Raw genomic sequence first — 15,227 nt, forward strand, 5'->3', positions numbered from 1 at the left:
AATTGATTTATACTATCTTTAAACAAAAAATAAAAATATGAAATATATACTTTACTTTTTTGCTTGCCTTTTTTCTAGTCAGCTTATGGCGCAATCTTTTAATATGGATGAGTTGATTGAAGTTGAATCAAAATCGGCGCAAGCTCGCATGAATTTCAGCACTAATTCTAATACAGCAAATTATGATCTCACGTATCATCGTTTAGAGTTAGAAGTAGATCCGCTACAAGCATTTATAAGTGGAGAAATTACATCATATTTTATTGCTAAAGAAGATTTAACAGAAGTAGTTTTTGATTTGGCTTCTAACATGAATGTAAGCGGAGTAGAGCAAGATGGTGTTTCGCTAAGCTATTCTCATACAGGCGATGAATTAATAATTGACCTTCCACAGACGCAAACACAAGGTACCTTAGACTCACTTTCTGTAAGCTACTCGGGAAATCCGGTGAGTTCTGGGTTTGGTTCTTTTGAGCAAACTTTTCATAATCAAAATGAAATTATTTGGACCTTGTCAGAACCTTATGGCGCTAAAGCGTGGTGGCCATGTAAGCAAGATTTAAATGATAAAATAGATAATATAGATGTGTATATAACCACTCCTGAAATTAATTCGCAAGGAAATGAGAATATTGCCGTAGCTAACGGTGTTCAAATTTCTGAAGTGCTCAATAATGGAGATAAAACCACTCATTTTCAGCATAGCTATCCAATTCCGGCTTATTTAATTGCAATTGCGATTACAAACTATGAAGTGTATTCTCATCAAGTACCTAATAACGGAAATCCTTTTCCTATTGTAAATTATGTTTATCCTGAAAATTTAGCGGTAGCACAAAATGATACACCCGTTACAGTGCCAATTATGAACCTTTTTTCTTCTCATTTTTTAGAATACCCATTTGCAGATGAAAAATATGGTCATGCCCAATTTGGCTGGGGTGGTGGAATGGAACATACTACGGTATCTTTTATGGGTAATTTTAATCGTGGCTTAATAGCCCATGAATTAGCTCACCAGTGGTTTGGTAATAAAGTAACTTGCGGAAGCTGGCAAGACATTTGGTTAAATGAAGGATTTGCAACCTATTTAACGGGAATGACGGTAGAAGATTTAGACGGACAGCAGTCGTTTAAAAATTGGCGTCAATCTATTGTGTTTAGTATTACCTCAGAGCCAGATGGGGCAGTTTATATTCCTGCGCAAGACACCACTAGTGTATCTAGAGTTTTTAGCAAACGACTCTCTTATAATAAAGGAGCGATGGTTTTACATATGTTACGAGAAAAATTAGGCGATCAAGATTTTTTTCAAGGTCTTCGTAATTATTTAACAAACCCAAGTTTGAGTTATGCTTATGCAAAAACGGAAAACTTAAAAGATGAATTAGAGTCGCAAAGCGGATTAAACTTAACGGAATTTTTTCAGGATTGGGTATATAGTGAAGGTTATCCTAGTTATGATGTTACATACCAACAAGATCAATCTAATTTAATTTCAATTACGCTAAATCAATCACAAAGTCATAACTCTGTTGATTTTTTTGAAGCAAATGTTCCTGTGAAACTTATCGGTACCAATGGCGAAGAAATGGAATATGTTTTTGAGAATACACAAAATGGCGAGGTTTTTCAAGAGAATCCTGGATTTGAAGTTGCCGCCTTAGAAATAAACCCTGATTTTGATATTATAAGTACAGGAAATGATGTATTGCGAGTTGAGAAAACCAACAAGAACCAAGTTATATTATACCCAAATCCGGTCTCTGCTCAACTAAATTTAAAAATACCTTCAGAGATAAAAGTGAAACAGCTTGTATTTTATAATACACTGGGACAGAAAATAAAACAAATTAAAAAACCTAAGTCTAGTATTTCTGTTTCCGAACTAGCTTCAGGCTTGTATTTTGTAAATATTATAACCAATAACGGAGAAGAAAATAAAACACTTATAGTTAAGTAGAAAATTTGATAAAAATTGATGTAAAAAAAACTCGAGAATAATTTCTCGAGGTTTTTTTACATTGAATTTTACAAAAAAGTAAAAAAACTGGGCAACAAAAAAAGCCCCTTAAAAAAGAGGCTCAATTTTTTTGAACACTAATAATTAAAAATAAATACTATTTTTCAATAGCTTATAATGCCGCTACGTGCTTTGCTAATTTAGATTTTAAATTAGCCGCTTTATTAGCGTGTATAATATTTTTCTTTGCTAACTTATCGATCATTGAAGCAACAGATGGAAACATTTTTTCAGCTTCATTCTTTTCTGCACCTTTCAATTTCTTAATAGCATTACGTGTAGTTTTGTGTTGGTAACGATTTCTAAGACGTTTCGTCTCACTGTTACGTATTCTCTTTAATGCTGACTTATGATTTGCCATAACCCTTGTTTTGTTTCCTTAATTTTAAAAAGTAGTCCGTAGGGGATTCGAACCCCTGTTACCAGGATGAAAACCTGGCGTCCTAACCCCTAGACGAACGGACCTAATCTCATTATTTCAATTAAATGATTTCCTCCTGAAATCCTTTGTAGTCCGTAGGGGATTCGAACCCCTGTTACCAGGATGAAAACCTGGCGTCCTAACCCCTAGACGAACGGACCTTGCTATTAAAATGCGGATGCAAAAATAATACTTATTTTGAATGCTCCAAACTTTCTAAATACTTTTTTTAAAAAATTTAATATGCCTTTGCAAAAAGCACTCGCTGTTTAGATGCTTTACCAGTTAATACACAGTTACCTACCTGCGGTTTTCCATCAAAAGGAATACATCTTATTGTTGCTTTGGTAAGTTCTTTAATTTTTTGTTCTGTTTCTGACGTTCCATCCCAATGAGCAGAAATAAAGCCTCCCTTTTCTTTTAACACCTTTTTAAAGTCATCAAACGTATCAACTTCACTAATATGCTGATCTCGAAAAGAAAGTGCTTTCTGAAACAAGGTATCTTGAATTTCCACCATTAAAGCCCGTACCTTATTAATTACTTCAGATTGATCGATAAATTCTTTTGTAAGGGTATCTCTTCTCGCTAATTCAACGCTCCCCTTTTCAAGGTCTTTAGGTCCAATAGCAAGACGAACAGGAACTCCTTGTAATTCATATTGTGCAAATTTCCAACCCGGCTTATGGGTATCGCGATCATCGTACTTTACAGAAATACCGGAAGCTCTTAAATCTTTAGCTAACTTATTTGCAACTTCTGAGATTGCTTTTAACTGATCTTCATTTTTATAAATAGGAACAATCACTACTTGATTTGGGGCTAATTTCGGAGGTAGAACTAAGCCTTTATCGTCACTGTGAGTCATAACCAAAGCACCCATTAAACGCGTAGAAACTCCCCAGCTCGTTGCCCAAACAAGTTCTTGCTTACCTTCTTTAGAGGTATATTTCACATCAAAAGCTTTGGCAAAATTTTGACCTAAAAAATGAGATGTACCAGCTTGTAAAGCTTTCCCGTCTTGCATCAAAGCCTCAATACAATAGGTTTCCTCTGCCCCAGCAAATTTTTCCTGTTCTGTTTTTTTTCCTTTTATGACAGGAATCGCCATAAATTCTTCAGCAAATTCAGCGTAAATATCATTCATTAATTCAGTTTCACGAAGTGCTTCTTTTTTAGTAGCATGGGCGGTATGTCCTTCTTGCCATAAAAATTCTGCAGTTCGTAAAAATAAACGTGTTCGCATTTCCCAACGAACCACATTTGCCCACTGATTTACCAAAATAGGAAGATCTCTATACGATTGAATCCAACCTTTGTAAGTATTCCAGATGATAGCTTCGGATGTTGGCCTTACAACTAACTCTTCTTCTAATTTAGCTTCTGGATCTACAATTAATTTAGATGCATCATCGGGATCGGTTTTTAATCGATAATGTGTAACCACCGCACATTCTTTAGCAAAACCTTCGGCGTTTTTTTCTTCAGCTTCAAAAAGACTTTTAGGTACAAATAATGGAAAATATGCATTTTGATGCCCTGTTGCTTTAAACATACTGTCTAATTTAGCTTGCATTTTTTCCCAGATAGCGTAACCATAGGGTTTTATGACCATACATCCTCTTACCGCAGAATTTTCAGCCAGGTCTGCCTGTACCACTAATTCGTTATACCATTTTGAATAATCCTTACTTCTTTCTGTTAGCTTCTTACTCATTACCTCTGATTTGGCACAAATGTTGTGTTTATGTTAATGAATTTTTAGTTAGCGCAAAACTAAGTATTTTTGATTTATGTTCAACAATAAAAAACCTCAAGATATGCAACTGTTTAAACAAATTTCCTCGTTCACAATTTTAGTTACAGGAATTACAGCTGCGCTTATTTTATCTTCTTGTGGTTCTTATGAAAATTCGAGCTATAATGATGGCATTTATGCTGCTGGAAAAAGTGATAATGAAACTGAAAATTATACCGAGAATAATAACGAACCTTCCTATTACGAAAATTATTTTTCTAAACAAGGAGAGCAAATAGAAGAAGCGCAGAATGACAATAATAACACGAATGATGTATTTACTGATGTAGATTCATATTCGTCTAGTCCACAACCAAATAGTAATGATGTTTATTACGAAGGCGATAATAACACCTACAACGGAGGAAATCCTTCTTGGGGGAGTAATCCTACTTCAGTAAATGTTAACTACTATGATACTGGTTTTTATAATCCGTGGGGTTATGGATACGGTTATGGCTGGGGTGGTTATTATAGACCTTGGTACGGTGGTTACTATGGTGGATTCTACGGACCTTATTATGGCGGTGGCTGGAACGTCGGCTGGGGCTGGGGAGGTTACTATAATTCTTGGGGTTATGGATATGGTGGTTATTACGGAAACCCTTATTACAATAACAACTACCGCAACCCCTACTATCGTGTAGCGTATCATAACCAAAGTAGAAATTACAGAAGTAGCTACAATAGAAATGCTAACACACGTAGCAACTACAATAGTAGAAGTTCAGTGAATGCTAATCGTTCTTCAAACAGACGAGTAGATTATAATAATTCAAGAAGCAGAGTTAGAAATTCTAGCAACGTAAACGCTAGATCTTCAAGATCATACAATAACAACGCACGTAGAAGTAATAATTCTAACAGAAATACCTTCTATAATAATAGCAGAAGATCTAATAATTCTAATTCAACCTATTCTCCTAATAGTAGAACAAGAACACAATCTTCAACACGATCTAGTCGTAGTAATTCTTCCAGTAGAAGTACTTCTACCAGAAGCTCCGGTAGTAGCTCGAGATCTAGTGGCACCAGAAGCTCTGGAGGAAGAAGAAGGTAATTTAAAAAAGCATTTCGATGATAAAAAAAGTAATAGTAAGTTCTTTCCTAGCATTATTAGGATGGACAGCGCAGTCGCAAAATATAGCAGAAGCCTTAGATTTCTCTACAGAAAAATTATCCGGTACAGCAAGATTTACAGGTATGAGTGGCGCATTTGGGGCATTAGGGGGAGATATTTCGTCACTCAAGGTAAATCCTGCAGGATCGTCTGTATTCCTTAACAACTATGCATCATTCTCTATAAATAATAGATCTTACAATAACGATGTTTCTTTTTTAGGAGAACGCAGTTCAAACCGAAACAATAATATAGACCTTAATCAGGCAGGTGCGGTATTGGTGTTTAAAAATGCTAATGAAAAAGCAGCGGTTTCTAAATTTAGCTTAGGGTTTACCTACGACAAAACTAATAATTTCAAAAACAGCTATCATCCAAGCGGTGTAAACTCCACCTCCATAGCTGATTATTTTGTAGGCTTGGCCAACGGAGTACCTTTAGATTTATTTACACCGCGACAAGGAGAAAGTCTAGAGGACCTTTACGTCTATTTAGGCGAAACAAACTTTTCTGCAGAAGGGTATAATAACAATGATTTGCAAACGGCTTATTTAGGTTATGAAACTTTCATTTTTGATGCTGTTAATCCGGGGGATATAGAAAACACGGCATACGAATCGAATGTTAGTGGAAATAGTTTCCAACAACAATATAACTATATTTCTACGGGTTTAAATGGTAAATTATCCGTAAATGGTTCTTTTGCAATTAATGATAAATTTCTCTTCGGATTAAATTTAAATAGTCATTTTATTAATTATAACCGTACCACAAGTTTTTATGAAGAAATAGGAAGTCAAAGTGAAGTAAATGAAATCTATTTCAGAAATGAACTTGAGACTCTAGGGAGAGGTTTTTCATTTCAAATAGGAGGTATTGCCATGCTTACCGATATGATTAGAGTGGGGGCTAGTTGGACTTCCCCTACTTGGAATACTATTTCTGAAGAGAGCACACAATACCTTGACACCTATAGTGAAGGCTTTGACGAACCTTATGTGGTTGCTGATCCTCGCGTAATCAATATTTATCCGGACTATCAGCTAAGAACACCGGGTAAATTAACTGGAAGTTTAGGACTTGTTTTTGGAGTAAGCGGTTTATTGAGTTTTGATTATTCTTATAAAGATTATTCAGGAATTGAATATGATTCTGATTTTAATCGCGCGGCTTTTAATGCACAGAATAACAGAATAGATCAACTTTTAAAACCGGCATCTACTTATCGATTAGGAGGAGAATATCGAGTAAAAGCTTGGTCGTTTAGAGGAGGATACCGTTATCAAGAATCTCCATATGAAAATGAAGATTTAATGAGTGAATTAACAGGTTACTCTTTTGGTTTAGGTTATAGTTTTGGTACGTTAAAATTAGATTTCGCCTATGATTTCTCTACACAAGAATATAATGCTGCCGTTCTTAATTCAGGTTTAAGTGAACCGGTATTTATTGAAAACAACCTTTCTAACTATGTACTAACACTTTCTTTTGATTTGTAAGTTTTTAAATCCTTTAAAAATAAACGGAACAATTTTTTAATTTGTTCTTTATTTCTTGCTGACGATTTTCTTCAATGGGATTTCCTATAAGAATGATTGTTTTTAATGACTTTATATTTTCTAATCCTTCAGGAATATTTTGTAATTCATTGTGAGATAGAATTAATAACTCTAAATTATTGAAGTTTTTTATTGAAGAAGGTAAGCTTGTTAATTTATTATTATTTAAAATTAAAGTCTTTAAATTTTTTAAATCTTCTAAAGAAGTAGGTAAACTAGTTAATTGATTGTGCGATAAGTTTAAAACTTCTAACGATTTTATGTTTAACCAATTTTTATCGAATTCATTAAACTGGTTATGTGCTAATTGCAGTGTTTTTAATTTTTTTAAATCGGTAATTGTAGTGGGTAAATATGTAAGTTGATTATTGTCTAATTCTAGTACCTCTAATTTTTTACAGGTCCCTATATTTTTTGGAAGATGGGTAAGGATATTTGATGATAAATATAAAAATTTAAGCTGGTTCAACTCACCAATTTCTTCAGCTATACTTGTAATTTTGTTAGTTGCTAAATCTAGCGAAATGAGTTTGTCTAATGCTGAAATTTGATTAGGAATATAACCGAGCGAATTCTGCTTTAAATTGAGACTTTCTAAGTTTTTTAAGCTGAAAATCACTTCATCCCAGTTACTTAAATGATTCCGCATTAAGTTTAAAAAAGTCAGGTTTTTAAATTTTTCTAATTCCGTTGGAATGTGAAATAAATTTTGATCTCTTAAATTTAACTGACTTACTTCATTAGATTTTTGAAGTGCAACATCAATTTTATAATACACTTTTTCGGAAAGCGGATTTGCATTTTGACTGAAACAAAAAAAACTTGCGCTAAGGCAAATAAGAAAAATAAGATTTTTCATAGATAAAAAAATTAAAAAAGGACCGGTATTTTTCAACCGATCCTTTTAGTTGTAATAAGAAAGTTTTAGTTCGCTTTTAAAACTTTGTAACGTCCTACTTGATTCCCTACTTTTACTTGAACAATAAATAATTGCTCTCCTTGAGAAAATTCAGCAAGATTTACATTTATTTGTTGTGCGCTTCCGGTAGTTTGATTTTCAGAAATATGAGCAACTGTTCTTCCTAAAAGATCAAATACTTCAATTTCAATTTCTTTTCCTGCAGTAGCATTTACTTGAATAGTTAAATTATCTTTAGTCGGGTTTGGATAAAGACTTACCATTTCAGCTAACGCATCTTTTACACCTAATGTTGAAACAGTAATGTACTGAGTTTTGCTTTCGGTGCTATTTCCTGCAATGTTAGTTGTTTTTAAGGTTACTTTGTAGGTTCCTTCAGCATCATACGTTACTGTTGGAGATTGCGCTGTTGAAGTAGCCGGAGTTCCGCCTTCAAAAGTCCACTCCCAAGAACTTGGGTCATTTGTACTTAAATCCGTAAAAGTTACAGTTTCTCCAATAGCCACGTTTACATTATCTGCAGTAAAATCGGTTTCAGGAGCTTGCATTCCTAAATTTTCTTCTAATGAAAATACTACTGTTGCCGATTGATCTAAAGTTACGTTATTAAATGTAGCATCTAACTGAGCTGCGTTATTTCCGCTAGGATGTTGTACCGAGAAAAATCCATATTTAAAATCTGGCGTAAAGGTTAATCCGGTTGGTTCAGAACCAGCAGGCATAGAAGCGAATAATTCTACATGCGGATTATTTTGCGTGTGGTCTGGACGAACAACCCAAATGTAATTGTTACCACCATCTTGTAAAACCCAAAGGTTTCCTTTATCGTCAAAAGTTAGATTGTCGTTTCCGCCACCCCAAGATTCGGTATAATTTCCTTGTGTAGATTGAATGGTATAACTCATTCCGCCAACAAATGTTTCAAAATCGGTTACATTTGTTCCGGCATCAGTAAAACGGTAAGTTCTTCCTTTTCCTTTAGCCGTAAAATAGATTTTACCATCAACCGGACTAATTTCGCAATCTTCAACACCATTAAAGTTAGTTCCTCCTAAGGCAGCAGCAGTATTTCTTATATTATTACGCTCTGCTTTAGTATCATTAGGAACTTCAATCCATTCTGCTGTTGTAGAAGTTGGATCATCTCCAGAAAGCGGTAAATCTAATTTTAAAACATATACAGTTCCTGCTGAAAGATCTCCAGGAGTATCCATTACATATTTATACACACAGTCGGTTCCGCCATCTTCGCCGTAATAAGCTGTAGTTCCGTCATTAGAAATAACTACGTTTTCATGGTTCATTCTTCCCATTGCCCATAGTTTTTCTTGACCATTTCCATAGTCCATTACTTGAGCAGTTTCAGGATCAATTTCAACTAACCAACCAACATCTTCGTACCCATCGTTATTGTTATCACCACCATTAGTAGATTCTTCAGCAGTAACTACCGTTCCCCAAGGCGTGATTCCACCAGAGCAGTTTCTAGTTGTAGTAACTAATGCTTGATTATATAAATCTACCGGTTGACTATTATCGATGCTCCATAAATTTTGTGACGTGTCTAAATGTAAATCTACAATTGAAACACCACCGGGAGTGTTTTCATGGTTTACAGATAAATGTCCTAATTCACTACTTCCTGCAGTTGGAACGTAAGCAGTAAAATCATGGTTTCCTGGCACTGTCCCGCTTCCATCGGTGTATTGTTCCCCTTGTTTAAATAATAATTGAAAGCGGTGTTCTTGTGGAATGATTAAATGATCGGTTTGCGCTGTCGGAACGATAGAAGTGAAACACCCGATATGCGAATCGTTACAATTGAAGTTTGAAGTTACTACGTTATCGATATACATATCAAATCCAAGATCTGAACTTTGCCCATCACGGTTGTGAAGCTCTACAGCGATTCTATTTACACCCTGTTGAAAAGCTGTTTTTGGCACTTCGTGAATTTGGTAGCTTGTTTCATCTGAACCACTAATAATAGTAGCCGAAGTAGTTAAATAATCTACAGGTCCGCTAGGCATATTGTCTCTAAAAACTTCCACACCATTTACATATACAATTGCTCCGTCGTCTCTTTTGATTCCGAATTCAATCATGTCTTCAAGATCAGCTAAATTTACATTGATATCTCTTGTGAAATAAGTAGTGATGAATTTATTTCCGCTATCAGGTCCGTAAGAAATTTCAGTATTTACAGGATCTCCGTAACCAAAACTTCCATAATTTCTTGACCAAGAATCGTAATCGTAACCGCTTTGATTCCAGTTCGTATTTCCTAAATCTGAACCATCATCTAAATAATTCCAAGCAGATTCTTTCTCTAAAGGAAAATCAGCAGGAGTTAAAGGCGCTAATTCAAAACTTAATTCCATATCAAAACGAAGATCAGAGCTCCCCGCGTCTCCTTGATGAATTTCAACAGCAACTACATTCGTTCCGTTTTGTAAGGTATTTGCTGTTGGAATTTGATGAAAAGTTTCTTCACTAGATCCACCAATTGCGTTAGAAGCATACGTATTGTAAGTTACCGTACCAGCAGGCATATTTAAACGAGCTACTTCGGTTCCATTTAAGTAAACAATTGCTCCATCATCTTTCATTACTTTAAAAAGTAAATCTCCTAAAGAAGAAGCATTTGTTACTTGAATTTCTTTTCTAAAATAATACGTTGGGTATTTGTTATTTCCGTCGCTTCCATAATCTATAGTAGTCGATTCAATTCCGTCGCCATAACCAAAAATAGCATTTCCAGTTGACCAAGAAGCATCGTTGTAGCTTACATCTTTCCAAGAGGTTCCTAAATCGGTACCATTGTCATTGTACTTCCAAGAACTTCCGGTTGCAATAAGGATGTTTTGCTGATTGAAAGCAAAAGAAGTACAATTAGTTTCGCTTTCACAATTTTCTTCAATTGCGCAATCAGTATCATTAGCATAGCTATTTAGTCCTAATGCAATACTGAAAAAAACTAACCATAAAGAGTAATAATTTTTTTTCATTTTAAGATAGTTAAGAGGTTAAAATTTGATGCTTCAAAAGTACTTCTATGGCTTTCTTAAAACTAAAATATTGGTTTAAGCTTCTTTTATGAAAAGGTTACTCAGGTTAGTAAATCCTAAATTGAATGTTAGGTTTGTAAACTGGATGTTAAGTGATTTTTTAATAGGGTTTGAAAATAAGCGGCTTAGCTTTTTTTGTTAAAACTAGAGGTGTCGGTTAATGATTTTATAAAAGCGATTAAATCATTTTTTTCTTGTTCAGTAAGATTTAATTCGTCTGGAGCAAGTGTTTGGTTAGTTACTTCTAAGCCTTGTCCCGCACCGCCGCCTTTGTTATAAAAATCAATAACTTCTTCTAACGTTTTATAAGCGCCGTTATGAAAATATGGAGCGGTAACTTCAGCATTTCTAACCGATGTGGTTTTAAAGGATTTTTCGTAAATCCATGCTTTTTCATTGTGAACGAGACTTTCAATTCTGCCCTCGTCCGGATCCAATTTTATATTGTTAGACTTCGGGTCTTCTAAAACGCCTAAAATTTCACTTTCAGAATCACTGTAAAATGGCGGAACTAAACCGGCAAAGGTAGGAGAGAAGTGGCAAGTGGCACAAGCTGCTTTTCCCATAAATAAATTGAAACCGCGTTTTATTGAAGGATCAGGAGCTTGATTTCTATTTCTGATATATTTATCGAACGTGCTATTCCAAGACGTAAGCGAAGCTACATAAGAAGTAAGCGCTTTTGAAAATTGTTGACGCGAAATTTCTTCTGTATTAAAAATTTCTTTAAAACCATTTTTGTAGGTTTTATCGGTTTCTAATTTTTCTAAAATAGAACTATAGGCCGTATTAAATTCATCTGAATTAAAAATTACATGTTCGGCTTGTTGCTCTAAAGTAAACGCACGCAGGTCATAAAAATACCGATCTGCATACACCGAGTTAAGTAGACTTGGAGAGTTTCGTAAAACCGTTTTTCCTTGCACATTGCTTTCTGATTTTGCTTTGCCGTCGGTAAAAGCCAAGTTAGGATTGTGACAAGAAGCACAACTAATTTTTTTATTATTGCTCAGATTTTTATCGTAAAATAATTTTTCGCCTAGTGTTTTTAGTTGCGGACTGTCTTCTTTCTCTTTTAAAGCGGTAAAAAAATAAGGGTTTAAAAATTCTGAAGAAAAAATAGAAGTACTTTCAGGATTCCAAGCTGAAGAATTTACTAAAAAATCGGGTGTTTTTTTTGATTGAAAAATCTTCAATTCTTCATAAATAGGTTCAACATGCTGCGTTAAAAATTCATAACGATCAAAAGAATTAAAATCATTATTTTCATCCAAAAAAGAAATCGCATTTTTAAAGTCGGTTAAGATTTTTTTATGTTCTTTTTGATGATGTTGCGGAGAAAATTCAGCAAAAAAGTCATGCATACTTTGTAAAGAAATACGAGCTTCTTCTAACGCATTTAGCGATCCGGGCGTGTCAAAACCACTTACGCCAAGTGTAAAAATTCTGATTAACTGCATGCGCATCGCCACAATTTCCTCTTCCGGGTTTATGTTTTTTTGCTGAATTCCGTTTTCTAATAATTTATAATGATTAAGAAGCTTTTTCGCAACCGAAGACACCAAGTTTTTTTCTTCAGTCGGATTTTCTGTATAGACCAGTTCGTCTAATACTTGTAAGCCTTCCGGCGGAACAACATCTGGTAAGGCACCGGATTTTTCAATCTGTAAAAGCGGCGCACCGTTTATATGAGAATTGACATAGTCGTGATAATGAAAATCGAGGTAGAATTCTATTTTCTTATAAGTTAAACGTGCATTTTTTACAGCTTTTTGTACTGAATCTATTTTGATTTTATCAAGTTTAAAAGCTTCAGCTGTCTGATCTAATTTTTTTAACGAAGTTTCAAATTCTTTGGTATATTGAGCAAATAAAGTTGATGTTTTTTGATAAGAATTCTTTTCGTCTGTAAATGAAAAAAAACAAGTAAGAATAGTGATTCCTATTCCTATAATATAAAAGCGAATACTGTATAGATGGTGCATGAAATTATAATTTTTTTGAACCTCCAAACCTAAATCTTACTGAAAAAAATTAGGTTAATAAATAATTATATTAGCGTTAAATAGGTAGAAAATTAAATTGTAAAATAATATGATAGAAACGGAGGAACTCCTACTTAGGCCTATTACCAGTAAAGATAATGTACAGTTTTTTAGTTATCGATCTGATGCAGAAACCAATAAGTATCAGAATTTTGTACCTCAAAAATTAGCAGAAGTTGATGCCTTTATTGCGAAAAATCCTACTGAATTTAACCAACCCAATACTTGGTTTCAATTGGTAATCATTAAGAGAGAGAGCGATAAAATTATAGGAGATATTGGTATTCACTTTATTAAAGGTGGCTTGCAATGTGAGATTGGTTGTACTTTGGCAAAGCAATATCAAGGGAAAGGTTATGCCTTCAGAGCCATGAAAATATGCATAGATTTTTTGTTTTGTACATTAGATAAACATCGCATAACAGCTTCTGTGGATCCCAAGAATAGTAAATCAATTCAACTTTTAGAGCGATTAAAATTTAGAAAAGAAGCTCATTTTAAAGAAGCTTTACTGATAAAAGGAGAATGGGTAGATGATGTAATTTATGGACTACTTAAAGAAGAGTGGGTGGCGTAATTATTGGATTAGAAATTAAGTTTTGAGTTTTATGAATATGAAATATAAACACCTTATAAGATTACTTGTGAAATGCATTTTTTTATACTTAATGTTTTCTTCTTGTAAAAAAGAGTACAGCTGTCTTAAAAAAATACACTTTGAAAGAAATAATAAAGCCGTTGGTGCAGATGTATTAGAATTAACGTTTTACTCTACTATTTCTCCTGCAAAAGAGAAAATTGTTGGAGAATTAAAATTTGAGGATCATAAGATTTCTTTTGGAAGTTATAGTATTACCAAATTTAAAGAAAATTTATATCAAGTTGAATATATGACTTCTGAATTTATAGGTGTTCCAGAAGAAAAAGTTGATAAATTAATTCAAAACAAAAAATTAATAGTCAACATTGAAAATAATTTTTTTGGTGAGGTCAATCAGGTAATGAAATGTCTTTAAAAACGAAATTTAACTTATGGTACTAAAAGAGATAAATTTGATTAGAGAGTTAAAGAGAAAATTTATTTTTACTATTATAATTGTTTTGTTGATTTCTTGTATAGATAAAAAACAGAATGAGGTCATAAATAATGAGTCAGAGGTTGTTTTTTTTCTAAAAAATGGAAAAACAGGTGAATTTAAAGTTCAAGAATTAGATTCTATAGAAAATGTTTATTTAATACTTGTAACTAATAAAAATGGTTCATTTAAGATATTAACTTCTAAATTGGAAAATCAACAGGGTTGTGAAAAAATTAAAATAGGTAGTTATTATAATTTTGATTTAAGAAATGTTTTTGATGATCAAATAAATGCTGTAGAAATAGATGGTGTTTTATATAATGGAGTAGAAGTTCCCCTAGAAAAAGACGCCAAAACCGATTTGTATTATTGTTCAAATTTAGCGGGTCTTTGCTTCATTGAACAGAAAAAGTGATACTGTTTTTTAGCTCCTTCGTTAGCGTTCTACTGAATTTATGAAAAACAATTTATGCTTTAAAATATTAAAAGAGTCGTAAAAAATGTAACGTGTATAGACGAAAATACAGGTTGATGAATTTTTGAGTTGGATAAACATCGGTAATAGCTTCTGTTAACACTGAAAGTATAAAATCAATTTTACTACTAATAAAGTTGATAAGAAGTAGTTAATGAAGAGGGTGTGAATGAGTCGAAGGGATATAATTTTTATTAAATTTAACACAATATTAACTTAATTATTATTTAGTTATATCTTAATTAGTAGATTAAGTGTTAAATGTTTAACATGTTTTAATATTTGAAAGCTGTTTTATCTTATGGATTATCGTAATTTTTTATATATCTTTTTTTTTCTTTTCGGTTTTTTTAGTATTGCTCAAAATTTTCCCGGTGGGGTTACAGGAGCAGAGGTGTGGTTTGTTGTAGATCATAATATGATGGCAAATGATCAATTTCTTAATTACAGTCAATCGAATATTATAAAAGAATTAAATAATTGTGGTAATATAGATAAGGATTATATTAATTTTAATGAAGCTATTGCTACAGATAAATTATGTTTGTCTTATATTGCTTCGTTAGAAAATTCTATTGCACGAAATGTGTTTTTTGTTGGAGTTCCAAAAAATTAATCAGTTGCTTATTCTAATGTAGCTACATCTTGGCGAAGTGATTTTAATCAACAAACTTATCCTCAAATTGCTTCTTCTGTAAAAAATCAATTTGGTCTCAGTAA

General features: G+C 33.3%; 12 protein-coding genes and 2 tRNA genes. 7 read left to right on the plus strand and 7 right to left on the minus strand.

Annotation, left to right across the window (positions count from 1 at the left end; translation table 11 throughout):
- Nucleotides 1-37: 37 nt before the first annotated feature.
- Nucleotides 38-1,963, plus strand: a complete 1,926-nt coding sequence (locus D9R05_RS14560) for a M1 family aminopeptidase (protein WP_121667965.1) — start codon at nucleotides 38-40, stop codon at nucleotides 1,961-1,963.
- A 172-nt stretch (nucleotides 1,964-2,135) separates the two neighbouring features.
- Here the strand turns inward: D9R05_RS14560 and rpsT are convergent, their stop codons facing one another.
- The 4 genes from rpsT to proS all read right to left on the minus strand — a co-directional run bounded on the left by rpsT (nucleotide 2,136) and on the right by proS (nucleotide 4,161).
- Nucleotides 2,136-2,384, minus strand: coding sequence for a 30S ribosomal protein S20 (gene rpsT / locus D9R05_RS14565; protein ID WP_121667966.1), 249 nt, complete (start codon nucleotides 2,382-2,384; stop codon nucleotides 2,136-2,138).
- A 32-nt stretch (nucleotides 2,385-2,416) separates the two neighbouring features.
- A tRNA-Glu gene (locus D9R05_RS14570) sits at nucleotides 2,417-2,488 on the minus strand.
- A 45-nt stretch (nucleotides 2,489-2,533) separates the two neighbouring features.
- Nucleotides 2,534-2,605: transfer RNA gene (locus tag D9R05_RS14575), tRNA-Glu, on the minus strand.
- A 77-nt stretch (nucleotides 2,606-2,682) separates the two neighbouring features.
- On the minus strand, nucleotides 2,683-4,161 hold the full coding sequence (gene proS, locus D9R05_RS14580) for a proline--tRNA ligase (protein WP_121667967.1): 1,479 nt from the start codon (nucleotides 4,159-4,161) through the stop codon (nucleotides 2,683-2,685).
- Between the two features lie 103 nt (nucleotides 4,162-4,264).
- Between proS and D9R05_RS14585 the strand changes: the two genes are divergently transcribed.
- Nucleotides 4,265-5,302, plus strand: coding sequence for a hypothetical protein (locus tag D9R05_RS14585; protein ID WP_162985006.1), 1,038 nt, complete (start codon nucleotides 4,265-4,267; stop codon nucleotides 5,300-5,302).
- A gap of 17 nt (nucleotides 5,303-5,319) precedes the next feature.
- Entirely contained in the window at nucleotides 5,320-6,861 is a 1,542-nt protein-coding gene (locus D9R05_RS14590) for an OmpP1/FadL family transporter (RefSeq protein WP_121667969.1), read from the plus strand.
- Nucleotides 6,862-6,874: 13 nt separating this feature from the next.
- Here the strand turns inward: D9R05_RS14590 and D9R05_RS14595 are convergent, their stop codons facing one another.
- From D9R05_RS14595 to D9R05_RS14605, 3 genes are all read right to left on the minus strand, one after another.
- Nucleotides 6,875-7,780: a leucine-rich repeat domain-containing protein gene (locus tag D9R05_RS14595; RefSeq protein WP_162985007.1), complete on the minus strand. Its 906-nt coding sequence runs from the start codon at nucleotides 7,778-7,780 to the stop codon at nucleotides 6,875-6,877.
- A gap of 65 nt (nucleotides 7,781-7,845) precedes the next feature.
- The gene (locus D9R05_RS14600) at nucleotides 7,846-10,848 is read right to left on the minus strand and encodes an alkaline phosphatase PhoX (protein WP_121667971.1); all 3,003 of its coding nucleotides are present in this window, start codon (nucleotides 10,846-10,848) and stop codon (nucleotides 7,846-7,848) included.
- Nucleotides 10,849-11,033: 185 nt separating this feature from the next.
- Nucleotides 11,034-12,893 (minus strand): cytochrome-c peroxidase, encoded by a 1,860-nt coding sequence (locus D9R05_RS14605; protein ID WP_121667972.1) that lies wholly within the window; start codon nucleotides 12,891-12,893, stop codon nucleotides 11,034-11,036.
- Nucleotides 12,894-13,002: 109 nt separating this feature from the next.
- Between D9R05_RS14605 and D9R05_RS14610 the strand changes: the two genes are divergently transcribed.
- The 4 genes from D9R05_RS14610 (at nucleotide 13,003) to D9R05_RS14625 (ending at nucleotide 15,123) form a co-directional block, all read left to right on the plus strand.
- The gene (locus tag D9R05_RS14610; RefSeq protein ID WP_121667973.1) at nucleotides 13,003-13,530 is read left to right on the plus strand and encodes a GNAT family N-acetyltransferase; all 528 of its coding nucleotides are present in this window, start codon (nucleotides 13,003-13,005) and stop codon (nucleotides 13,528-13,530) included.
- Between the two features lie 37 nt (nucleotides 13,531-13,567).
- Nucleotides 13,568-13,969 (plus strand): hypothetical protein, encoded by a 402-nt coding sequence (locus D9R05_RS14615; RefSeq protein WP_162985008.1) that lies wholly within the window; start codon nucleotides 13,568-13,570, stop codon nucleotides 13,967-13,969.
- 16 nt (nucleotides 13,970-13,985) lie between these two features.
- Entirely contained in the window at nucleotides 13,986-14,447 is a 462-nt protein-coding gene (locus tag D9R05_RS14620) for a hypothetical protein (protein WP_121667975.1), read from the plus strand.
- Between the two features lie 361 nt (nucleotides 14,448-14,808).
- A complete protein-coding gene (locus tag D9R05_RS14625) occupies nucleotides 14,809-15,123 on the plus strand; it encodes a hypothetical protein (protein ID WP_121667976.1) in 315 nt (104 codons plus the stop codon).
- The last annotated feature ends 104 nt before the right edge of the window (nucleotides 15,124-15,227 follow it).

The sequence above is a fragment of the Mesonia aquimarina genome (assembly GCF_003667275.1).
Classification (GTDB): domain Bacteria; phylum Bacteroidota; class Bacteroidia; order Flavobacteriales; family Flavobacteriaceae; genus Mesonia; species Mesonia aquimarina.

Coding starts and splice junctions, on each gene's coding strand:
- D9R05_RS14560 (WP_121667965.1), top strand. CDS start 38: ATGAAATATATACTTTACTTTTTTGCTTGCCTTTTTTCTAGTCAGCTT.
- rpsT (WP_121667966.1), bottom strand. CDS start 2,384: ATGGCAAATCATAAGTCAGCATTAAAGAGAATACGTAACAGTGAGACG.
- proS (WP_121667967.1), bottom strand. CDS start 4,161: ATGAGTAAGAAGCTAACAGAAAGAAGTAAGGATTATTCAAAATGGTAT.
- D9R05_RS14585 (WP_162985006.1), top strand. CDS start 4,265: ATGCAACTGTTTAAACAAATTTCCTCGTTCACAATTTTAGTTACAGGA.
- D9R05_RS14590 (WP_121667969.1), top strand. CDS start 5,320: ATGATAAAAAAAGTAATAGTAAGTTCTTTCCTAGCATTATTAGGATGG.
- D9R05_RS14595 (WP_162985007.1), bottom strand. CDS start 7,780: ATGAAAAATCTTATTTTTCTTATTTGCCTTAGCGCAAGTTTTTTTTGT.
- D9R05_RS14600 (WP_121667971.1), bottom strand. CDS start 10,848: ATGAAAAAAAATTATTACTCTTTATGGTTAGTTTTTTTCAGTATTGCA.
- D9R05_RS14605 (WP_121667972.1), bottom strand. CDS start 12,893: ATGCACCATCTATACAGTATTCGCTTTTATATTATAGGAATAGGAATC.
- D9R05_RS14610 (WP_121667973.1), top strand. CDS start 13,003: ATGATAGAAACGGAGGAACTCCTACTTAGGCCTATTACCAGTAAAGAT.
- D9R05_RS14615 (WP_162985008.1), top strand. CDS start 13,568: ATGAAATATAAACACCTTATAAGATTACTTGTGAAATGCATTTTTTTA.
- D9R05_RS14620 (WP_121667975.1), top strand. CDS start 13,986: ATGGTACTAAAAGAGATAAATTTGATTAGAGAGTTAAAGAGAAAATTT.
- D9R05_RS14625 (WP_121667976.1), top strand. CDS start 14,809: ATGGATTATCGTAATTTTTTATATATCTTTTTTTTTCTTTTCGGTTTT.